Annotated in this window: 16 protein-coding genes; 8 read left to right on the plus strand and 8 right to left on the minus strand. The window is 40.1% G+C overall.

Annotated elements, in window-relative coordinates; genetic code table 11:
* Positions 1–861: 861 nt before the first annotated feature.
* Positions 862–1350 carry a peptide-methionine (S)-S-oxide reductase MsrA gene (gene msrA / locus J7E57_RS17145; RefSeq protein WP_057933770.1) on the plus strand — a complete coding sequence of 163 codons (489 nt, stop codon included), beginning with the start codon at positions 862–864 and terminating at the stop codon, positions 1348–1350.
* Positions 1351–1719: 369 nt separating this feature from the next.
* Here msrA and J7E57_RS17150 read toward each other — a convergent pair whose 3' ends face one another.
* From J7E57_RS17150 to J7E57_RS17160, 3 genes are read right to left on the minus strand one after another with little or no spacing between them, the layout of a single operon-like run.
* Entirely contained in the window at positions 1720–4161 is a 2442-nt protein-coding gene (locus J7E57_RS17150; protein WP_215131396.1) for a bifunctional YncE family protein/alkaline phosphatase family protein, read from the minus strand.
* 25 nt (positions 4162–4186) lie between these two features.
* Positions 4187–5026, minus strand: a complete 840-nt coding sequence (locus tag J7E57_RS17155) for a hypothetical protein (RefSeq protein WP_215131398.1) — start codon at positions 5024–5026, stop codon at positions 4187–4189.
* Between the two features lie 16 nt (positions 5027–5042).
* On the minus strand, positions 5043–5864 hold the full coding sequence (locus J7E57_RS17160) for a metallophosphoesterase family protein (RefSeq protein WP_251029955.1): 822 nt from the start codon (positions 5862–5864) through the stop codon (positions 5043–5045).
* Positions 5865–6084: 220 nt separating this feature from the next.
* On the opposite strand from J7E57_RS17160, the gene J7E57_RS17165 reads away from it, so the two are divergent.
* Positions 6085–6525 carry a hypothetical protein gene (locus tag J7E57_RS17165; protein WP_215131402.1) on the plus strand — a complete coding sequence of 147 codons (441 nt, stop codon included), beginning with the start codon at positions 6085–6087 and terminating at the stop codon, positions 6523–6525.
* Between the two features lie 818 nt (positions 6526–7343).
* Here J7E57_RS17165 and J7E57_RS17170 read toward each other — a convergent pair.
* Together J7E57_RS17170 and uvrA are read right to left on the minus strand one after the other, a co-directional pair.
* Positions 7344–7997 carry a LysE family transporter gene (locus tag J7E57_RS17170; RefSeq protein WP_215131404.1) on the minus strand — a complete coding sequence of 218 codons (654 nt, stop codon included), beginning with the start codon at positions 7995–7997 and terminating at the stop codon, positions 7344–7346.
* Positions 7998–8005: 8 nt separating this feature from the next.
* A complete protein-coding gene (gene uvrA / locus J7E57_RS17175; RefSeq protein WP_215131406.1) occupies positions 8006–10819 on the minus strand; it encodes an excinuclease ABC subunit UvrA in 2814 nt (937 codons plus the stop codon).
* Between the two features lie 259 nt (positions 10820–11078).
* Here uvrA and J7E57_RS17180 point away from each other — a divergent pair, with 259 nt between their 5' ends.
* The 3 genes from J7E57_RS17180 (at position 11079) to J7E57_RS17190 (ending at position 14187) form a co-directional block, all read left to right on the plus strand.
* Positions 11079–11663, plus strand: a complete 585-nt coding sequence (locus tag J7E57_RS17180; protein WP_029279592.1) for an RNA polymerase sigma factor — start codon at positions 11079–11081, stop codon at positions 11661–11663.
* A gap of 87 nt (positions 11664–11750) precedes the next feature.
* Positions 11751–11945 (plus strand): hypothetical protein, encoded by a 195-nt coding sequence (locus tag J7E57_RS17185; protein ID WP_029279590.1) that lies wholly within the window; start codon positions 11751–11753, stop codon positions 11943–11945.
* A gap of 1057 nt (positions 11946–13002) precedes the next feature.
* Positions 13003–14187: an MFS transporter gene (locus J7E57_RS17190; RefSeq protein WP_215131408.1), complete on the plus strand. Its 1185-nt coding sequence runs from the start codon at positions 13003–13005 to the stop codon at positions 14185–14187.
* Positions 14188–14457: 270 nt separating this feature from the next.
* Here the strand turns inward: J7E57_RS17190 and J7E57_RS17195 are convergent, their stop codons facing one another.
* Genes J7E57_RS17195 through J7E57_RS17205 form a run of 3 tightly spaced genes read right to left on the minus strand, consistent with a single transcriptional unit; the run spans position 14458 to position 17224 of the window.
* Positions 14458–15051, minus strand: a complete 594-nt coding sequence (locus J7E57_RS17195) for a hypothetical protein (protein ID WP_215131410.1) — start codon at positions 15049–15051, stop codon at positions 14458–14460.
* Positions 15052–15078: 27 nt separating this feature from the next.
* Positions 15079–16137 (minus strand): fatty acid desaturase family protein, encoded by a 1059-nt coding sequence (locus tag J7E57_RS17200; RefSeq protein WP_215131412.1) that lies wholly within the window; start codon positions 16135–16137, stop codon positions 15079–15081.
* Positions 16127–17224: a fatty acid desaturase family protein gene (locus J7E57_RS17205; protein WP_215131414.1), complete on the minus strand. Its 1098-nt coding sequence runs from the start codon at positions 17222–17224 to the stop codon at positions 16127–16129. The genes J7E57_RS17200 and J7E57_RS17205 overlap by 11 nt, the downstream gene beginning before the upstream one ends.
* Positions 17225–17435: 211 nt before the next feature.
* Here J7E57_RS17205 and J7E57_RS17210 point away from each other — a divergent pair, with 211 nt between their 5' ends.
* From J7E57_RS17210 to J7E57_RS17220, 3 genes are read left to right on the plus strand one after another with little or no spacing between them, the layout of a single operon-like run.
* Complete coding sequence (locus J7E57_RS17210) at positions 17436–18395, plus strand: hypothetical protein (protein ID WP_215131416.1); 960 nt, start codon at positions 17436–17438, stop codon at positions 18393–18395.
* Between the two features lie 8 nt (positions 18396–18403).
* Positions 18404–18706, plus strand: a complete 303-nt coding sequence (locus J7E57_RS17215) for a hypothetical protein (RefSeq protein WP_251029956.1) — start codon at positions 18404–18406, stop codon at positions 18704–18706.
* Positions 18706–19110: a type II toxin-antitoxin system VapC family toxin gene (locus J7E57_RS17220; protein ID WP_215131418.1), complete on the plus strand. Its 405-nt coding sequence runs from the start codon at positions 18706–18708 to the stop codon at positions 19108–19110. The genes J7E57_RS17215 and J7E57_RS17220 overlap by 1 nt, the downstream gene beginning before the upstream one ends.
* The last annotated feature ends 28 nt before the right edge of the window (positions 19111–19138 follow it).

Genomic DNA, 19138 nt, shown 5'->3' on the forward strand with positions numbered 1-19138 from the left:
ATTAGAAAAAAATAATAGCACCAGAAAATTCCAGAGCTACACATGATAAAATTCCTGAAGGAAGTTATCACTAAAACAAAGGTAAAGTTATTGTGCTGTTTTACAAATGGAAAGCATTTAAATTAATGCTTCTCAGAAGATAAAATTTTATCAACTTTTATTTGCTTTTAAAGACAGTACCTCTTTGCATTCCAAGTCCGCGCTACGCTGTGGGCTTTACATTGCAATCGGGTTTATGAACAAAGGTTAGTGCATCCTGCAACCGCTAATATGAAAAGCTGTTTTAGCCCATTAGCCCCGGTTGAAGCGTTACCCTGCAGCGACGAGGTACGAGGAAGCGAAGCGGAAGACGGGAGGGAAATTTAGTGTGTCGCAGAAGCCTTGCGCTCCAAAATATAACAATACAGCAATAAAATTAATCCTATCAGTTGGTTCTCACCGACCGAAAACGGAATTGTTTGTATATATTGAAATTGGGAAATGGAGGGCTTGTGGTTCTTGGCCGCTGATAGCCCCGCTTTGCATTCCAAGTCCGCGCTACGCTGTGGGCTTTACATTGCAATCGGGTTTATGAACAAAGGTTAGTGCACCCTGCAGCGACGAGGTACGAGGAAGCGAAGCGTATAAGCGTAAAACGGGAAGAAATTTAGTTTCTTACAGAAGCCTTGCGCTCCAAAACATAAGCCTGCAGTGCCTAAATTTGTCAGTCTGCGCCTAGTCGAAGACCCCTGGATGCGTTCAATCATGTACGGCTTATCTTATCATTTGTCACCTCACCGAGTCAACCATACAACTACCCTTCTTTACTTTCCCTTTACACATCTTCGTCGTATCTTTATTAATCAAAAAAAAGGAAGATATATGAATACTGAAAAAGCCATTCTTGCAGGAGGCTGCTTTTGGGGAGTAGAAGAACTGCTCCGTCATTACCCAGGTGTTACCTCAACAGTTGTTGGATACACTGGTGGTGATGTTCCCAATGCCACTTACCGGAACCATGGCACACATGCCGAAGCCATTGAAGTTACCTTTGATCCAACTGTTTTAACCTATCGTAAATTATTAGAATACTTCTTCCAGATCCACGATCCGAGCACACGCAACAGACAGGGAAATGATGTGGGTACCTCGTACCGCTCAGCTATTTTTTACAATAGCGAAGAACAGAAAAACACCGCAAATGCATTAATTGCCGAGTTAGATGCGTCTGGCAAATGGCCTGGCAAAATTGTAACCGAGGTGGTACCGGAAACCGATTTCTGGAATGCTGAAGAAGAACACCAGGATTATTTACAGAAAAACCCTTACGGTTATACCTGCCATTTCGAGAGGCCGGATTGGAAACTGTAGGCACAATACCGTCATTGCGAGGCACGAAGCAATCCTAATGCTTTAGTCTGTAGCGATCGTGGTAAGATTGCTTCGTACCTCGCAATGACGTACAAAAACAAAGAGGCAATTTTCTCATCGAAAATTGCCGCATCCCCGTGGTCTGTGTCCCCACAGACCACCTAGATTCTTAGAAAAGATTTATCCATTTCGTTGCACTTCAGGAATGACGATATAGGTTCATCTTCATTTCCGTAATGGAGAAATCCTTGATGTACGTATAAAAACAAATGGTCTGTGAGGACACAGACCATGGAAGCAAATTATAAAAAAGGCAATTTTCTTAATCGAAAATTGCCTTTTTGTTTAAAATGAGCTTATAATTAAGCCCTAGTCGTCATCATCTTTTTTCTTTTTCTCGAGGATCACAAAAGCACTCCGTTTTGGTGCTGGCATTACAGATTGTTCCCCTTTAACCGATTTCCATACCACTTCGTTTAAATCTAAATCTGGTGCCGAATCTTCTTTGGCAAAATTGAACAGTTCGGAACGTCTGCTGCTCTCATTCACCGCCACATTCCGCGTATCTAAATCAATAAGCGGCTGAATCACATTATAAGGTGTAAAATCAGGCGTAGCCGTAAAACATTCATACAGTGGCATAGCTGCAGCATCGTATTGGCTCATTGGTGGCAAACCTAAAATAAGTTCCATTGTTCTTAAAAATCCGGAAGTAGAATACATCGTATGAACAGGCGTATTCCGCTTAACGTAAGGGCCAACCACATATGCTGGCGAACGGTGTGCATCAACATGATCGGGGCCATTCTGTGCATCATCTTCCAAAATAAAAACAACCGATTCTTTCCAGATTGAGCTATGCGATAAATGCTCTAAAATACGGCCCACAGCTAAATCGTTATCAGCAACTGCGGCCTGTGGCGAGTATTTACCTTTCTTTTGTCCGCTGGTATGATCGTTAGATATTCTTAAGGTATTAAACTGAGGTACAACACCTGCAACCAGTAACGAATCGAAATCGTGCTGCCAGGCATCTACCCGAACCTGATCTTTAATATCCATATCAAAACCCGGTGAAGCGGCACACATATGGCCCTGTAGCGATTTAATATTCGCTTTCCCATAATCGCCAAACTCACCATAACTGCGGTAGCTTACCCCTGCCCTTTGGCAGTAATCCCAAATAAAACCACCTTTTGGGTAAGTAACCGGCCTGCCGCCTTCGAAGGTGGTACTTCCGCCGCGTGCACCGTAACTGGTAGGCCATGTTTTCTCAACTACATCTGTGGCATAAGCGGCCATGCTCCAGTTGTGCCCATCGGCACTTACCTCTGCATCAACATAGAAATTATCAAGCAGCACATAGTTTTCGGCAAAGGCATGCTGGTTAGGTGTAATTTTTCTACCGAAAAGTGTTAACGTAGAATCGCCGTTTCCTTTTGGTAAATCGCCAAGCACCTGATCGTAGGTCCTATTTTCTTTAATGATATAAAAAACATGTTTAATTGGCGATTTTTCGCCCTGTTTACGTGGAATAGGATTTCCGGCTTCACCATCGGCCATGATAGTCCGCTTATCAGTAAAGGGCGTATTGGCATACACCTGTTTGGTATATGCTTTTAACTGCTCAGGTTTTGGTGCATCAATAAAAGATAAGGTTCCTTTAAACAAACCGGCAATATACTGCAGCCGGCTATTGGCTGTACTTCCCATGTGGTAGCCACTATTATCGACTTTAGAAATAGGTTGTGGCCCTTGAGGGTTAGCCATAGGTGTATTGCCCTTACCGTTTGTAACCAAAATTTTCGAGCCCAAAACCTTAACGCTTGTTGGGTACCAGCCTACCGGGATAAAACCCTGACTTAAACTTAATCCAGGTTTGCTCACATCAAAAACTGCCAAACAGTTGTTATCTGCATTGGCGATGTACAAAGTCTTCTCGTTGGTACTTAAAGCTAAACCATTGGTGGTAGAACCCGTTAACTGCGTGGCATAAAGTGTAGTGGCAATGGTTTCGATTACCTTATTATTCGAAGTATTGATCACCGAAACGGTATTATCGTTCGCATTGGCTACGAATAAAATATTTCCTTTTTTATTAAGCAATAGTTCATTTGGGTGATCGCCAACAGGAATGCGCTGTAAGATGCTTTCTGAAACTAAATCGATAACCGCAACAGATTTTCCACCCCAGAGTGAAACGTATAATTTACTTTCATCTGCAGATAAAACACAACTGTAGGCAATTGCAGGAAGCTGGATTTTTTTCAGGATCTGCTTTTCTGTGGGGTTGATAATGTATAAACTGCTGTCTTCTTTGGTTACCGTATATAACTTACTGTTGTTTTTGTTTACAACAATCCCCGCCGGACTGATTTTTCCCTTTGGCCAAATGGGACCTAGTTTAATCGTATCGCTTTTGCCTAATTTATCGTTCTGGATATTAAAATCTAAAATCCAGTTGTCGTTACCGCCTGAAGCGTAAAGGTGTTTTTCGTCTTTACTAAAAGCAATGCCGTACCAAGATTTACTTAACACTTTTTCATCGATAATCTTTTCTGTTTTGGCATCAAGCAATTGCAGCGACTGGGTACTTTGTCCGTTGTTGGTAATGGCAAGATATTTACCCGAGGCGCTGAGCTGCATGTTTAAAGGCAAATCGCCCAATTGCAGCGAATGCCCTGCCGGACTCAGCTTCCACCCATTAGGCAGTAAAATCTGTTGCGTACTTTCGTTTTTGCCTGGCCATTGTGCAAATCCTTTCTGGATGAACAGGAAACCGAATAATATAAATATATATGATTTTTTCATTTTCTTAAATTGATGTAGCAACACCTTATCGATGAAGATTAAAATTAACCAGGGCCCTGATGGTGTAACCGTTACCAGATGCTACGGAACCGATTTCGCGGATGGCCTCTGATGGGATTACCTGACTACGGGTTGCATAAAAAACAGGTCCGCCAGAAATAGAGAACGAAAGTTTCGAATGGTTTGGTTCCAGATTGATTGATGGCCCGATCATTACCTTTGCACCACCTTCTGCCTCGTCCTTTTCCCAAAAGCCTTCTAAATCTTGACCTAAGGCTTCGAAGCCAAGGTATAAAACGTTAGAAACACGATGCTGATACCCAAAACTGCTTATAAAATCGAGCTTATCCCTTGTTTTATCAAAAGCTTTTTCAAAGCGAAGGTTACCCGCCATTCTCCAGTTTGTCTGATCAAATGAAGCGGTAATCCTGCTAATTGCCGAACCAACACTCGACCAGTCTCTGCTTAAACCTAAGCCTGCACCTAACCTAAAACCAGTTATGCCTTTACTGCCCACTAAATCTCTAATTACCTCAGCCTGTTGCGCAGAGGTTACTCCGCCAGAATTGGCAAAACCGATTGCTGCTGTTGCATACAAGGTAAACCTGCTGCCTAAATAGCCCTTAACACCAAACTGTTGCCCTAAACCATCATAACCGAACTGTCCATTGGTTCTTTCGCCATAACTTCCTGAATAATGGATATTCCAACGGGGATTTTCTGCAGTTAAGGTATTCAGCGAAAACAGAAAGGGCTGAGCGGCATCAGTTCCTGTTTTGATTTCGGGCTTGGCTTCATTTATTTTCTGTGCGGCACAGCTTAAAACGGTACCAGCAAAAATGAGCATCAAAATTGTCTTTTTCATTGCGATGATCTATCAATTAAAATTTGGTTTCATTTAATAGTGGCGATTGACTTGCATTTACCTGATAAGTCTGGATCTTATCATTTTCATCAACCTCTACAATGCGGTAACCTTTATAGGCCGTACCCCAGTTTCCACCGATGTGCGCATCAAAAAAGTGTGGCAGTTTATCGGTATAAAAAACAGCATCAAGGCTGTGGTCGTGCCCATGGAATACCGCTTTTACGTTTGCATAACTGTGCAACAGTTTAATCGTATCCGGACATTCTATAAAAGGGCTTTCGGGAACCCAGAAATGAGGAGGAATGTGCAACACCACAAAAACAGTTTTCAGGTTTTTAAACTTATCGAGTTCCTGTTTTAAAAAATCGTTATTAGGGCATAAATAAGTGCCTTTGGTATCAGATGTATTGGCCAAAACAAAACCTACTCCATTTTTTTCGAAAGAAAAGTTATCCTCATAGCCAAAAACCGATTTCCAGATCTTTGCATCGGCATGATCGTGATTACCCGGAATGGCATAAAAAGGAACTTTAAGTTTATCGTAATATTCCTTTTTTACTTCTGATAAGAGTTCCGGGCGATCGTGTACAAGATCTCCGTTAATGATCACAAAATTGAGGGGGTTTTTATCGTGCGATTCATTTAACCACTTCACAATATTCTCATGGTGCAATTTGTACTCCGTTCCAGGCTGCCCATAATGTCCATCTGATGCAATAGCGAAACGTAATTTTGGTGCTTTGCCCAGTCTGGCAGGTGCCGTGTGTTCTTCTGCAAATGAAGACAGAACCGGCGAAATACTGGCCACTACAGCAGCAGCCAAACTATTTTTCAAAAAAAATCGTCTGTTAGACATAAGGATGGGATATGTTTTGTATCAAAGCCCAATATTACCTTGGTTAGGCTTCTTAAACATAAATTTAATGTTATGATTAGGTTAACCGAAGCATATCTATGTATCAATTTTATAACAGAACAGTGATTTTGCTAACTGGTTTTGACTATACAATTTGGCAATTTCAAAACAATTTAGGTGTAGCAGCGATTATCATAATATGAAACTACTCAAATCCTTACTCGCGGGCTTCGCTGGTGCCGGAGCATTAAATATATTGCACGAAAGTGTAAGACGGATTGATCCTGATGCACCAAGGATTGATCTTTTAGGCGAACAAGCCCTGTCAAGATCGATGAAAAGTTTAAATCTTGAAACGCCAAGTGGGAACAATCTTTATCTGGCCACCCTTGCTGGCGATATAGTGAGTAATGGTTTATATTATAGCGCTATAGGCTTTGGCAGCAAAAAAAATATTTATATAAAGGGTGCGTTAGCAGGACTTACAGCGGGTCTAGGGGCTATAAATATTCCCGATAAAATTGGTTTGGACGATACGCCAGTAACCCATACGGATAAAACCAAAATATTAACCGTAACCTGGTATGTTATTGGTGGCTTAGTAACCGCAGCTGTTCTTAGCCGTTTACAACGGGCTTAATAAGATGAACCCATTACCCGGCTGTGTCCTTACAGAACGAAAAGCAAATAATTTCTGTCTATTGAATACTTGATAATGGCCAACTGAAAGGTCTGTGAGGACACAGACCTTGGAGAAAGAGAAAAAAATTGCTGTTAGGTCTTCGACGGGCTCAGCCCGACAACTTTATTCAAAATATAAATCAAGTGCACCTGTTCCGTGGCAAAAAAACAAACTACCAATCCAGAAAATATGAAAACAAAAGGTCCGTGGGGACACAGACCTTGGAGAAAGAGAAGGCCCATCCCTCGGCCTGTGTCCTCACAGAACGAAAAGCAATTAATTTCTACCTATTGAATATTTGATAAAAGCCAACTGGAAGGTCTGTGAGGACGCAGACCTTGGATTAGTGTTGAAAAACCGAACCTTGTCCCTGGTTTTTCATTGCTATTGCTACTAAAGGAGAAAGACCCTTCATTGCATTAAGGACGACAAACCCCAAAATCGGGCGGCGAGCTCAGACCGATAACATTATCCAAGATAATAAACCAAGTGCACCTGTCCTGTGCTTTCCGTGTTTCCGTGGCAAAAAACAAACTACCAATTCAGGAAAATTTCAAAAAACAAAAGGTCTGTGGGGACGCGGACCTTGGACAAAGAGAAAAAAATTGCTGTTAGGTCTTCGATGGGCTCAGACCGACAATATTATTCAAAATAATAAAAACCAAGTGCACCTGTCCCGTGCTTTCTGTATTTCCGTGGCAAAAAACAAACTTCCAAATTCAGGAAACTTCCAAAAAACAAAAGGTCTGCGAGGATACCTTGGATTAGAATATTTATTAAAAGATAACAATCGCCTGCTTTATGACCAGGTAAGCTGCCAATGCGAACAAAAATATCGCTATCGATTTATTGATAATTAAACTGCTCAGTGCAAATTTCTCCTGAATATAAGTTGCAAAATGCGCATATAAGTAAAGTGCGAGTGTAGAACCAACGCCTGAGCCCAAACTAAAAATCACCAATGAAAGGTAATCCGTTTCAATCCATTGGTGTAAAATTACATAATTGCCAAAAAACAGCCAGAATGGAATTTGCACAGGGTTTAGCACCCCTAAAATTAACCCATATAAAACACTTCCACTGCGTTTATCTTCTTTTTTATTGCTTGTTTTAGGCACTTTTTTCCTGTTTTTCCAGGTAATGGTACCCATCACCAAAAACATCACAATCATAAAACAATCCACTAAAGTGCTTAAGCGAACTTCACTTACGGCCTCATTCGGATTGATATCGCTCATGGCCCAGCGGGCAAAACGCATCATCCCAAAGGTAAAAAACACTTCTACACAAGAGAAGGAAAGAATAAAGTACCAAACCTGCCGCATGCCCTTGTTAATAGCGAGCTGTGCAACGGTGAGATTAATATTGCCTGGCGGGATATAGCCCATGGCATTGAGAATGATGCCTATGAAAAACGTTAGAAAAAGCATTGCCGAAATTATGGATTTAAATTTAAATGCGATGCTAAATATTTTCCGGTGTACGATTTTTCTACCTTAACTAAATCTTCTGGTATACCTTCAAATACCACCTGACCGCCGCCATCGCCCCCTTCGGGGCCGATATCGATTACCCAATCGGCACATTTGATCATGTCCATATTGTGTTCAATTACCAAAATAGTGTTCCCTTGTTCAATCAAGGTATTCAGTGCCTTTAGCAGTTTTTTAATATCATGAAAATGCAGACCGGTTGTTGGCTCATCAAAGATAAACAGCGTTTTATTGGCATTATTTCCCTTAATTAAAAACGATGCGAGTTTAATACGTTGTGCCTCACCTCCAGATAAGGTATTAGAAGATTGGCCTAAATGTACATAACCCAGACCTACATCAACCAATGGATTTAATTTATTGAGGATCTTTTGTTCATCCTTAAAAAAAACTACCGCCTCTTCAATAGTCATATCCAAAATTTCAGATACGTTTTTCTCTTTGTAGGTTACATCTAAAACCTGCTGTTTGAAACGTTTTCCGTTACAGGCTTCGCAAGGCAAGTAAATATCGGCCATAAACTGCATCTCGATCTTCACCTCTCCCTCACCCTGACAAACATCGCAACGGCCACCTTCTACGTTGAAAGAGAATGCAGCTGGTTTTAAGCCTGCAGCTTTTGCCGATGCCAGGCCCGAAAACAAGGCACGGATATCATCCCATGCCTTTACATAAGTAACCGGGTTAGAACGGCTGGAACGGCCAATAGGGTTCTGATCGACCATTTCTACAGCGCTTACCAGATCGTAATTGCCGAAAATGCCATCATAAGCACCGGTTTGCTCACCAGCGTAGTTGCCAATTGCCTTTTGTAATGCAGGATATAAGATTTTTTTAACCAAACTGGTTTTACCCGATCCAGAAACACCACTTACGGCAGTAAAAACACCTAGCGGAAATTTCACATCAATATTCTGTAGGTTATTTTCCCTTGCGCCCTTAATCAGCACATGGTCTTTCCATTTACGGCGTTTATCAGGAATGGCTATTTTTTCTATACCTGCCAGGTATCGGCCTGTTAAACTATTTTTATCTTTTAAAATCTCTTCATAGTTACCGCTAAATACCAGATTACCACCATGAGTACCCGCTTCAGGACCAATATCAATAATGTAATCAGCCGCACGCATCATTTCTTCTTCGTGCTCTACCACAATAACAGTATTGCCTACATTACGGAGTGAAATCAATACTTCGATCAGCTTGTTCGTATCGCGTGGGTGCAACCCAATACTCGGTTCATCCAAAACGTAAATAGAACCCACCAAACTACTGCCTAAAGAAGTTGCCAGGTTGATCCTTTGCGATTCTCCTCCCGAAAGCGTATTCGATAAACGGTTTAAGGTAAGGTAACCTAACCCCACATTGTTTAAATAAAGGAAACGGTTATCAATCTCAGCCAATAAACGTTTGGCAATTTTGGTATCGTTCGCGTTTAATTTCAGCTCGTTAAAGAAAACCAGCGCTTTTGCCAATGGCATCAGTACCACATCGATAATCGATTTCTCAGCAATCTTTACGTAAGATGCATCCTTACGCAAACGCGAGCCTTTACAATCAGGGCAGGTGGTTTTTCCGCGGTAACGTGATAACATTACGCGGTACTGAATTTTGTAGGTCTGTTCTTCCAGTTCTTTGAAAAAAGCATCAAGGCCTGCAAAATATTTATTTCCTGTCCAAAGCAAGCGTTGCTCTGTTTCTGTTAAGGCACTATAAGGCCGGTGAATCGGGAATTCGAATTTTGGTGCAGCTTTAATAAAATTCTGCAACCATACATTCATTTTTTCGCCGCGCCAGGGGGCAATGGCATTATCGTAAATACTTTTGCTCTTATCAGGAATAACCAGATCTTCATCAATGCCGATTACGTTTCCATAACCTTCACAACGTTTACACGCACCATAAGGGTTATTGAAAGAGAAAAAGTTCGGCGTAGGTTCTTCAAATTTTATTCCATCCAGTTCAAACCGGTCGCTAAAATGTTTTGTTGTGCCCTGGCCTTCTACATAACAATCGCCTTTACCTTCAAAAAAAGCAGTCTGTGCCGAATCAGCCAATCTGCTTAATGTTTCTTCTTCCTGGTTGGTTACAATACGGTCGATCAGGATCTGAACTGTTTTATCATCAGTTAAGGCTTCATCCTTAAAGTCGGCATCATCTAAAACCGCTTCTATTTTTTCAATTTTATCGTTAATCAGAACGCGTAAAAATCCTTTCTGTAATAAAATAGCCAGTTCCTCCTTAATTGTACGGTTATTGTGCGGGTACAAAGGACAAAAAATAGTAACCGTTGTATCTTCGGGCATGGCATTTACATAATCTACCACCGTGCTTACCGAATCCTTTTTTACTTCTTTGCCCGAAACAGGCGAAATGGTTTTCCCGATACGCGAGAAAAGCAGTTTAAGGTAATCGTAAATTTCGGTCGAGGTACCAACGGTAGAACGTGGGTTGGAAGTAATAACCTTTTGTTCGATGGCAATTGCCGGGGCAATACCTTTAATATAATCAACATCGGGTTTATTCATCCGGCCCATAAACTGGCGGGCATAAGAAGATAAACTTTCTACATATCGGCGTTGCCCCTCTGCATATAAAGTATCAAACGCAAGCGAAGATTTCCCCGAACCAGACATACCTGTTACCACCACAAGTTTGTTTTTTGGAATGGCAACATCGATGTTTTTGAGGTTATGCACACGGGCACCTTTTATGATAATATTTTTATGCGGATCTTTTTCGGCCTCTTTTTTGCTCATGTATAATAACGAATATAATGTATAACCCCAGAATGTTGTTAGGGTTTTAAGAACATACAAAAATAGGGTACTGAGACGGTTAATTTATTTTTTAACATTTTATTTTTTGCTTTTTGATAAAAAAATAACTTTCTTTGAATATTAACAACCTCAAAACCAAACTAACACACATCAAAAAACATAGGAGAGAAGCTATAGAAATTAAACATCTACAAATTAATTTTTAGCAAATAGTACGGGATTTAGTGTAGGTAAACCTATGAATTTACAATCATATAATGATCAGGACCTGGTAAAGGTATATATTGCCGGGAACGAGAATGGATTGCAGGAACTTTTAAGAAGACATAAAAGTAAAATTTATACCTCTATCTACTTATTGGTTAAAGACCAATATCTGGCGGAGGATATTTTTCAGGATGCTTTTATAAAAGTAATTAATACCCTGCGATCGGGAAGATATAACGAAGAAGGCAAGTTTTTGCCTTGGGTAATGCGTATTGCCCATAACTTGGTTATTGATTATTTCAGAAAAGAAAAGAGAACACCAATCATCACCAGTGCCGATGGAATGGATGTATTCAATATGCTACACTTTTATGACGAAAGTGCAGAAGATAAAATGCTTCGCGACCAGACCCATAAAGATTTGAAAGCAATGATCCATTTATTGCCTGATGAACAGAAAGAAGTGCTCCTGATGCGCCATTACGCTGATTTAAGCTTTAAAGAGATCGCAGATTTAACCGATGTAAGCATCAATACAGCGTTAGGCCGTATGCGTTATGCATTGAGTAATTTGCGTAAAATGCTTAAAACAAAGGAGATGACCTACAAAGGGTAGTAAAATTGTTACATAAAATTTTTTAGGGGTTGAAATAAAGCATCTGAACTATCGTTAAGTTTATAAAACTTATCACATTTTTTGCTTATGACAAAAACCTCTACATCAAAAACAAATGTAAATTTACCTACACCTAACATGTTTCAGCCTAGAACTGATATTGAATCGGACGCAGAAATCGACTTATTTTATGATCAAATAAAAGGTAAGTTAGATAGACTGGCTAAAAATCCTCAAGATGAAACCATCAACAAGATTTTAGCTTACAGCAGCGCAAAGTAGAAAATCTTTACATGAGCCAAAAAAGCTTGTTCCACAGGGTGGGGCAAGCTTTTTTTATGGAAAATGAAAGAGGTGAGATGAAGGGACTTTGAATCGACGGACGAAGCAATCTCTTTCGGCTTGCTTATAAACCCATAAAATAATGGAATCCTGATTATTAGGAATTGGCTGGCTTATGGTCCCTGGGAGACTTCAGTCCCGCCATTCGCTATAGCTCCGATGGAACCTGTGAAACAAGCAAGCACATCATAAAAAGCAAAAAACAGTGCTTAAACCGGAGCTGCCGCTGCTGTCGGGTTTAGGCACAAGCGCATGTGCTCCCTGCAACTTTACAAATGAAATACTGTCTTTGCTCATTAGCCCCGGTTGAAGTGTTACCCTGCAGCAACGAGGTACGAGGAAGCGAAGCGTATAAGCGGAAAACGGGAAGAAATTTATTGTTTAGTACAGGCCCTGCGCTCAAAATGATGTTAATGTTTTAAAATTAGGAAATGATTGGCCTGTGGTTCTCAGTCCCGCCATTCGCTATAGCTCCGATGGAACCTGTGAAACAAGCAAGCACATCATAAAAAGCAAAAAACAGTGCTTAAAGCGGAGGCTGCCGCTGCTGTCGGGTTTAGGCACAAGCGCATGTGCTCCCTGCAACTTTACAAATGAAATACTGTTTTTGCTAATTAGCCCCGGTTGAAGCGTTACCCTGCAGCAACGAGGTACGAGGAAGCGAAGTGTATAAGCGGAAAACGGGAAGAAATTTATTGTTTAGTACAGGTCCTGCGCTCCAAATGTGAAAAAGTATTTTAGTATTAACCTGAATTCGATCGCTAAGCTGTTGAAATGAAATAGATTTTTCATAATCTGTTTATTGTTTTTAATTGCATTCAAGCTTGCTGATAAAACCCATAAAAATAATCGAATTCAGGTTACCAGCAATGAATCATCCATACTCCGTCTTCTATCCTACTCCTCGCATCTCCCCCCATAAATGGCCTAATTTTTACAATCCCCTAAAACAAAAAGCCTTACCTTTGCATAGTGTAAATTTAACACTAAGTACGCTATGAACAAGAACTTGCTCCCACTCACTTTAGGTGGTTTAGGCATCGGGATAACAGAATTTGTTATGATGGGCCTGCTACCCGATATCTCAAAAGATTTAGCAGTAACCATTCCGCAGGCAGGCCATCTAATTTCTGCATATGCTTTAGGGGTGGTAATCGGTGCCCCATTATTGATTATGATTGCAGGTAAATATCCCCCAAAAATGATATTGATTGCTTTGATGATCATGTTTACGGTTTTCAATGCCTTCTCTGCATTTGCCCCTACTTTTAATACCCTGTTTATTGCCCGGTTGCTTTCGGGTTTACCACACGGTGCATTTTTCGGGGTGGGATCGGTAGTGGCCAGCAGAATAGCCGAAAAGGGGAAAGCGGCTCAAGCCGTATCGCTCATGTTTATGGGCTTAACCATCGCCAATATTGTTGGGGTGCCATTAGGTACCTTTATCGGTCACAATTTTTCCTGGCGGATCTCTTTTGCCGTTGTCGTATTTGTTGGCCTGGTTACTTTGCTAAGTTTAAAATTATGGCTGCCAGCGCTGGAAGCCACAAAAAACCGTGATTTAAAAGCAGAACTAAGTTTCTTCAAAAAAAGAGAAGCCTGGATCATCATTTTTATGATCTCGATCGGAACGGGTGGGTTATTTACCTGGTACAGTTATATCGCTCCTTTAATGACGGATGTTGCAGGCTTTTCGCCAAATGCAGTAACCTATATATTAATGCTGGCAGGTTTGGGCATGATGTTCGGCAATTACATTGGCGGCTTATTGGCCGATAAATTTTCACCAGCAAAAGCGTCTGCAGCCTTGTTACTAACTATGGTAATTACCTTAACCATTGTTCACTTTGTATCCGCAAGTCAGCCACTGGCTTTAATTATGACTTTTGTTACCGGCGCCGTATCTTTTGCGTTGGCAGCCCCAATACAGATGTTAATGATCCAGAGTGCCAAAGGCTCCGAAATGCTGGCAGCATCTGCAAGTCAGGCGAGTTTTAATATTGGTAATGCTTTAGGCGCATTCTTTGGTGGTCTTCCGTTAGTATATGGCTTCGATTATACCTCGCCAGCCTATGTTGGTGCCGCAATGGCTTTGGTTGGTGCTTTCTTTGCGTTTTGGTTAATTAAGAGCAATCAGGGCGTAACGGAAGAAGTTAAAGTGCCCGTTACCTCTTTTCATTAGCACAATAATTGAACGAGTGAATGACAGGATGAGGAGTTTCAACATTCAGTCATTCACTCAGTCAAACTCAATCATTCAAAATCAGTTGCCAGTCTACTTTGTAGAAAACGTAAGGTCTGTGCAAGTAAAAATGTTCAGTCCTGCTGTACACTCTAGCCTCGCAGAAAAAGCTCGGGCTGTCGCTGCCATCAGGTTTACCATGAAAGGTTGTGCCGTTAATGATAAACCCACCGCATTAAAAACAATCTCAATTTCAAAAGTAATATACGCTTAATATCTGCTACTTACTTTATCTTTCAGCCTGCCTACTACTAAGCCCACTGATATCCCATAAAAAGATTCTACATCGTTCAGATTTGCCGAAAAGCCGGCAGTAACCGCAGCTGTTCTGTCCAGATAAAGGCCGTACTTTATTTCAAGCGGCAAACCAATCGGTTTCTTTCTGATTGTTTCATATATATTATTACTGAAAAGGCATCCTCCAGGTCTATCACAATCATTATACAGCAATGCACCACGGCTTACCTGATGCACTAAAGCAACCCCCACACCGAACTTTAAATAATGATAATGGTTAAAAGTATAACTTTTGCCCACTAAAATACCAACGTCAGAAATACGTGGCTCCGGCAGGCCACCAAAGTAAAATATCCTGATCCGCTCAACACCCGATGTTTTAAACGAAATATAACTGTTTCTTTTCTGCAGGAAAAAATCTACATCACCATACAACCGTCTATTGCCACCGCCGCCCAAACTAAAACCAACACCAAAATAGGTTTTCCGTTTCTGGCGTAAGGTATCTTGCTGTGCCGATGCATCTATAAACAGCAGCAAACAAAAGCATATCAATAAATATTTCATAACGTTTAATTTAGATGAGTATAAGGGCTATGCGGCAGCTCCCATTCTTTTAAGTAGCTTTAAATGAGATATTATCCCGCCTAAATAACTGGTAGAATTTGGCTTTATCCCTTTTTCGTGAAGCATTTCATATAATATTTTGCTAATCTGTGGGTAATACACATGATGGTAGTGCGGGAATAAATGATGGGCAATATGATTGTTAAAGCCACCCAAAATAAAGTTCGCCGTTTCACTAAAAGGATGCATATCGTTTGAGCTCTTAACCTGGTTCATTAACCAGGAAGCGTTTATATAACCTTGCGAATCTGCTTTCGGATATTGTGTTTCCTCTACATGGTGGGTCATAAAAAATGTAAACAGTAAAAACAGCGATTGGCTTAAATGCATCATCAAAAAGCCAAGCACTACCACATACCACTGCTGACCAGAAAAAAGCAAGGGCAGCACCAACAATAAACTGATATAGATTGTTTTTTGAAGCGCAAAAGACAAATAATATTTAAAGTCTTTTTTAATAACAAAGCCATCATTGCCAAAAAGAATCACAAAATCTTTAATAAAAATCCAAAACAGCGAATAGGTTGTATAAGCTAATGGCGCATACAGGTGCTGGTAAGCATGAAACCAATAATGTTTGCTATCGGGCACCACACGGATCAGCTTCGATATTTTAAGGTCTGAATCATAATCTTCTACATTTGGCGCATAATGATGTGAATTAACGTGACGCAGTTTCCATGCCTCAGCATGTGCCCCAACCAATGTATAAATAACCACAAAACAGATGTGGTTAAGCCGCTTGCTTTTAAAAATGGTATTGTGCGAAAAATCGTGCGAAAAGTTAAAGGCAAAGAGCAATGAGATAAAACCATATATCACAAAACAGCATATGAAACTCATCGGACCAGCAATTTTATACAAAGTTAGATAAGCAAATACCGTGAGCGAGAAGTACACCAGAAACTTAGCGATAATCATCCTCGCAAAAGCAGATTTATCGATCACCAGTTCCTGTTCCACACGTTGGTATATCGCTTTTAGCAACTGACTATCAGCTGCTACATGAATATGTTTATCCTTCATATCGCATCGGGATTAAATGCTCACTTTTACCCATCATTTTCAAAAACCTGAAATGCGAGACCAAAGATTCACCGTACGACATTTCCATATAGGTAAGCCTGTGCTTTTTAGCCAATGCTTTAAAAATCGGAATAATGTTAATGTAATGCACATGGCAAACATTCGGGAGCAGATGGTGTACCGCATGGGCGTTAAAACCGCCTAATGTCCAGTTTAGAAATTTGCTTTCTGCATGATAATCGATTGAGGTAAGCAACTGCAGTTTCGGCCAGCTCATATTCAATTGATTATCTTTATCAGGCACCGGATGAGCTACATAATCTGATAAGTGTGCAACGCCTAACACCGACACAAACAGCAGGGAAATGATAAAATGATTCAGCAGGAAAGCCATCAAAACTACCGTCCAGCCAAAAGGTAACAGGTAAATAGGCAACACAATCATATAACCTATATACAAGAGTTTATACACCACCAGCTTTATGGCCTCGGCGCGGGGAATTTTCACTTTAATGGTACGGCTCGATAAATTAAACATCATTAAGGTTTCTCTAAAAAAGAACCAGTTAATGGAATAAAAGAGATATAGAAACGGCGCATACATAAACTGATACCGATGGTACCATTGCAAAGGCTGCGATTCGGTCATTCTAAACAGGGGATTGTTCAATACATCAATATCGCTGCCTTCTATATTGGTATATAAATGGTGAGATTCGTTATGGTTTTTACCCCATACATATGCGTTATTGCCCTGCAGATTAAAACTAAGTGAAAACAATAACCGGTTCCAGAACTTGCTTTTAACCGCTACACCATGGGCGGCATCGTGCGAAACATTAAAAGCTGTTAACAAAACCGAAAGCCCCATCAGCAGGTAAAAAGCGTAAAACGCAACTACCGAATGGCTGGTGATCATTAAGGCGTAAAACAGGATGTCTAAACCGAAGTAAAGGAAGATCTTGAAAAACATTTTGGTGTTCCCTGTTCTCTTTAATCCATTTTGGCTAAAGTATTGATCTATCTGCTCGTTCAATTCTTTATAGAATTCGGAGCCTTCATCTTTTATAAATCTTAATTTGTTCATCTTGATATTTCAGGTTTAAATTTGTTTATCAAATCTAATACACTCCACAATGTTCAATTAATCTTTAAGATTATCTCGTACCAGACTACTAATCCTAAAAGAAATTTATACACCTATCATGTGATTATAAATTATATTTATTAAATTAACAGTTGATAATAATCCATTCGATTATTAAAAACGGCAAGATTTCATTTATAAATTAATCTTTATGGATAATCAACAAGCATTATTTTTTCAGGCCATCAGAGCAGCCCTGCCCGAATACCAGAACCTGGCGCTGAGTGTAGCCGAAGAATTAGGAATAAGTACCAATGAGGCCTATAAGAAAATCAGGGGCGACAGCAACCTTACTTTTCAGCAAATCATCAAACTTTCTGATTGTTTCGATGTCCCGTTTCTGTACAGCCCGAAACAATCGTTATCTGTTACTTTTAGCTATTTAAGTGTAAATGAAGATTTAGATATGATTGGCTATCTCCGGAATTTATTGGACAATATAAAAGCCATCAAGAACAGCAACAAGAAACACATCACCATTACTACCGACGATATTCCTTTATTTCATTTTTTCAAGTACCCCGAACTTACCAGTTTTAAACTCTTCTTTTGGGCAAATAGCGCTAATAACCTGGAAATGCCGTTCAGCTCCTCATTCCTATCCGATGAAATTATTAAAATTTCGCAAGAGCTGCATGCCACTTATCTGGAGATACCAAGCACCGAAATATGGTCTAAAGATACCGTAACAGGCACACTCGAACAGATCAGGTATGCATTCGAAGCCGGGCACCTTACCGATACCGAACTGGCCGTAAAAATTGTAGAGCAGGTAAGGTATTGCCTCACCGATATGAATATGTATGCCATTAGCAGCAAAAAAACCATCGACCCCAACCATACCTTTAACTGGTACAATTGCGATGTATTGGGAAGCATCGCTTACCTGGTCGATTTTAAAGACCGCATGGCCTGCTACAACAGGTTTAATACTTTTAATTACTTAAGAACCGAAGACCAGGCCTATTGCAAACAAACCAAACAATGGATGCAGGGCCTGATTATGAAATCGGTTTCTTTTAGCGGCCAGGGAGAAAAACACCGCAATAAATATTTATATAATGCCTTTGCTGAATGCGATAAATTGTTGAGGGAGATTACAAACAGCTAATTTCTTGCATGTTATGGATACAACACATTGGTCAAAAAAAAAAAAAAATCGTACCTTTACTAAAAAACAAAATGAGTTATACTGACAGACATATTATTGAAACTTATTCAGGATTATTTGAGGGCCTCAGCTCTTTAAGTAAAATTGAATTAATAGAAAGTCTTTCAAAGTCATTAAAAACCGAAAAGACAACAAAAGACAATAAATTTTACAAATCATTTGGGGCTTTTTCTACAGAAAAATCAGGCGAGAAAATTATAAAGGACATTAAATCAAGCAGGGTTTTTAAGAGTAAGGAAATCAAATTCTAATGCAGTATCTACTTGATACAAGCATCTGTGTTTTCTTTTTGCGCGGAAAATTAAATTTAGACGAGCGCATCCGACAAAAAGGACGAGAAAATTGTTTCATTTCAGAAATAACAGTTGCAGAACTTCGGTACGGTGCAGAGAATAGCGATAACCCAGCAAAATCACATAAAGCTGTTGATGCGTTTGTAAGCGGACTTTCAATTGTTCCAATCTATGGCTCAATTAAACGATACGCAAAAGAGAAGGTTAGACTTCGAAAAACAGGCAAACCCATACACGACGAGTTCGACCTATTTATTGGCGTCACAGCGATTGAGAATAAATTAACTTTGGTTACAGATAATATAAAGGATTTTGAACGTTTGGACGGTATAAAAATAGAAAATTGGTTTGACCGAAAATAGCATTGGCTTATAACATCAGTCTGACTCG

Source organism: Pedobacter sp. ISL-64 (assembly GCF_018613605.1).
Lineage (GTDB): Bacteria > Bacteroidota > Bacteroidia > Sphingobacteriales > Sphingobacteriaceae > Pedobacter.

Bases quoted from the DNA above. Each gene is read 5' to 3' on its own strand.
- msrA (WP_057933770.1), top strand. From the start codon at position 862: ATGAATACTGAAAAAGCCATTCTTGCAGGAGGCTGCTTTTGGGGAGTA.
- J7E57_RS17150 (WP_215131396.1), bottom strand. From the start codon at position 4,161: ATGAAAAAATCATATATATTTATATTATTCGGTTTCCTGTTCATCCAG.
- J7E57_RS17155 (WP_215131398.1), bottom strand. From the start codon at position 5,026: ATGAAAAAGACAATTTTGATGCTCATTTTTGCTGGTACCGTTTTAAGC.
- J7E57_RS17165 (WP_215131402.1), top strand. From the start codon at position 6,085: ATGAAACTACTCAAATCCTTACTCGCGGGCTTCGCTGGTGCCGGAGCA.
- J7E57_RS17170 (WP_215131404.1), bottom strand. From the start codon at position 7,997: ATGCTTTTTCTAACGTTTTTCATAGGCATCATTCTCAATGCCATGGGC.
- uvrA (WP_215131406.1), bottom strand. From the start codon at position 10,819: ATGAGCAAAAAAGAGGCCGAAAAAGATCCGCATAAAAATATTATCATA.
- J7E57_RS17180 (WP_029279592.1), top strand. From the start codon at position 11,079: ATGAATTTACAATCATATAATGATCAGGACCTGGTAAAGGTATATATT.
- J7E57_RS17185 (WP_029279590.1), top strand. From the start codon at position 11,751: ATGACAAAAACCTCTACATCAAAAACAAATGTAAATTTACCTACACCT.
- J7E57_RS17190 (WP_215131408.1), top strand. From the start codon at position 13,003: ATGAACAAGAACTTGCTCCCACTCACTTTAGGTGGTTTAGGCATCGGG.
- J7E57_RS17195 (WP_215131410.1), bottom strand. From the start codon at position 15,051: ATGAAATATTTATTGATATGCTTTTGTTTGCTGCTGTTTATAGATGCA.
- J7E57_RS17200 (WP_215131412.1), bottom strand. From the start codon at position 16,137: ATGAAGGATAAACATATTCATGTAGCAGCTGATAGTCAGTTGCTAAAA.
- J7E57_RS17205 (WP_215131414.1), bottom strand. From the start codon at position 17,224: ATGAACAAATTAAGATTTATAAAAGATGAAGGCTCCGAATTCTATAAA.
- J7E57_RS17210 (WP_215131416.1), top strand. From the start codon at position 17,436: ATGGATAATCAACAAGCATTATTTTTTCAGGCCATCAGAGCAGCCCTG.
- J7E57_RS17215 (WP_251029956.1), top strand. From the start codon at position 18,404: ATGTTATGGATACAACACATTGGTCAAAAAAAAAAAAAAATCGTACCT.
- J7E57_RS17220 (WP_215131418.1), top strand. From the start codon at position 18,706: ATGCAGTATCTACTTGATACAAGCATCTGTGTTTTCTTTTTGCGCGGA.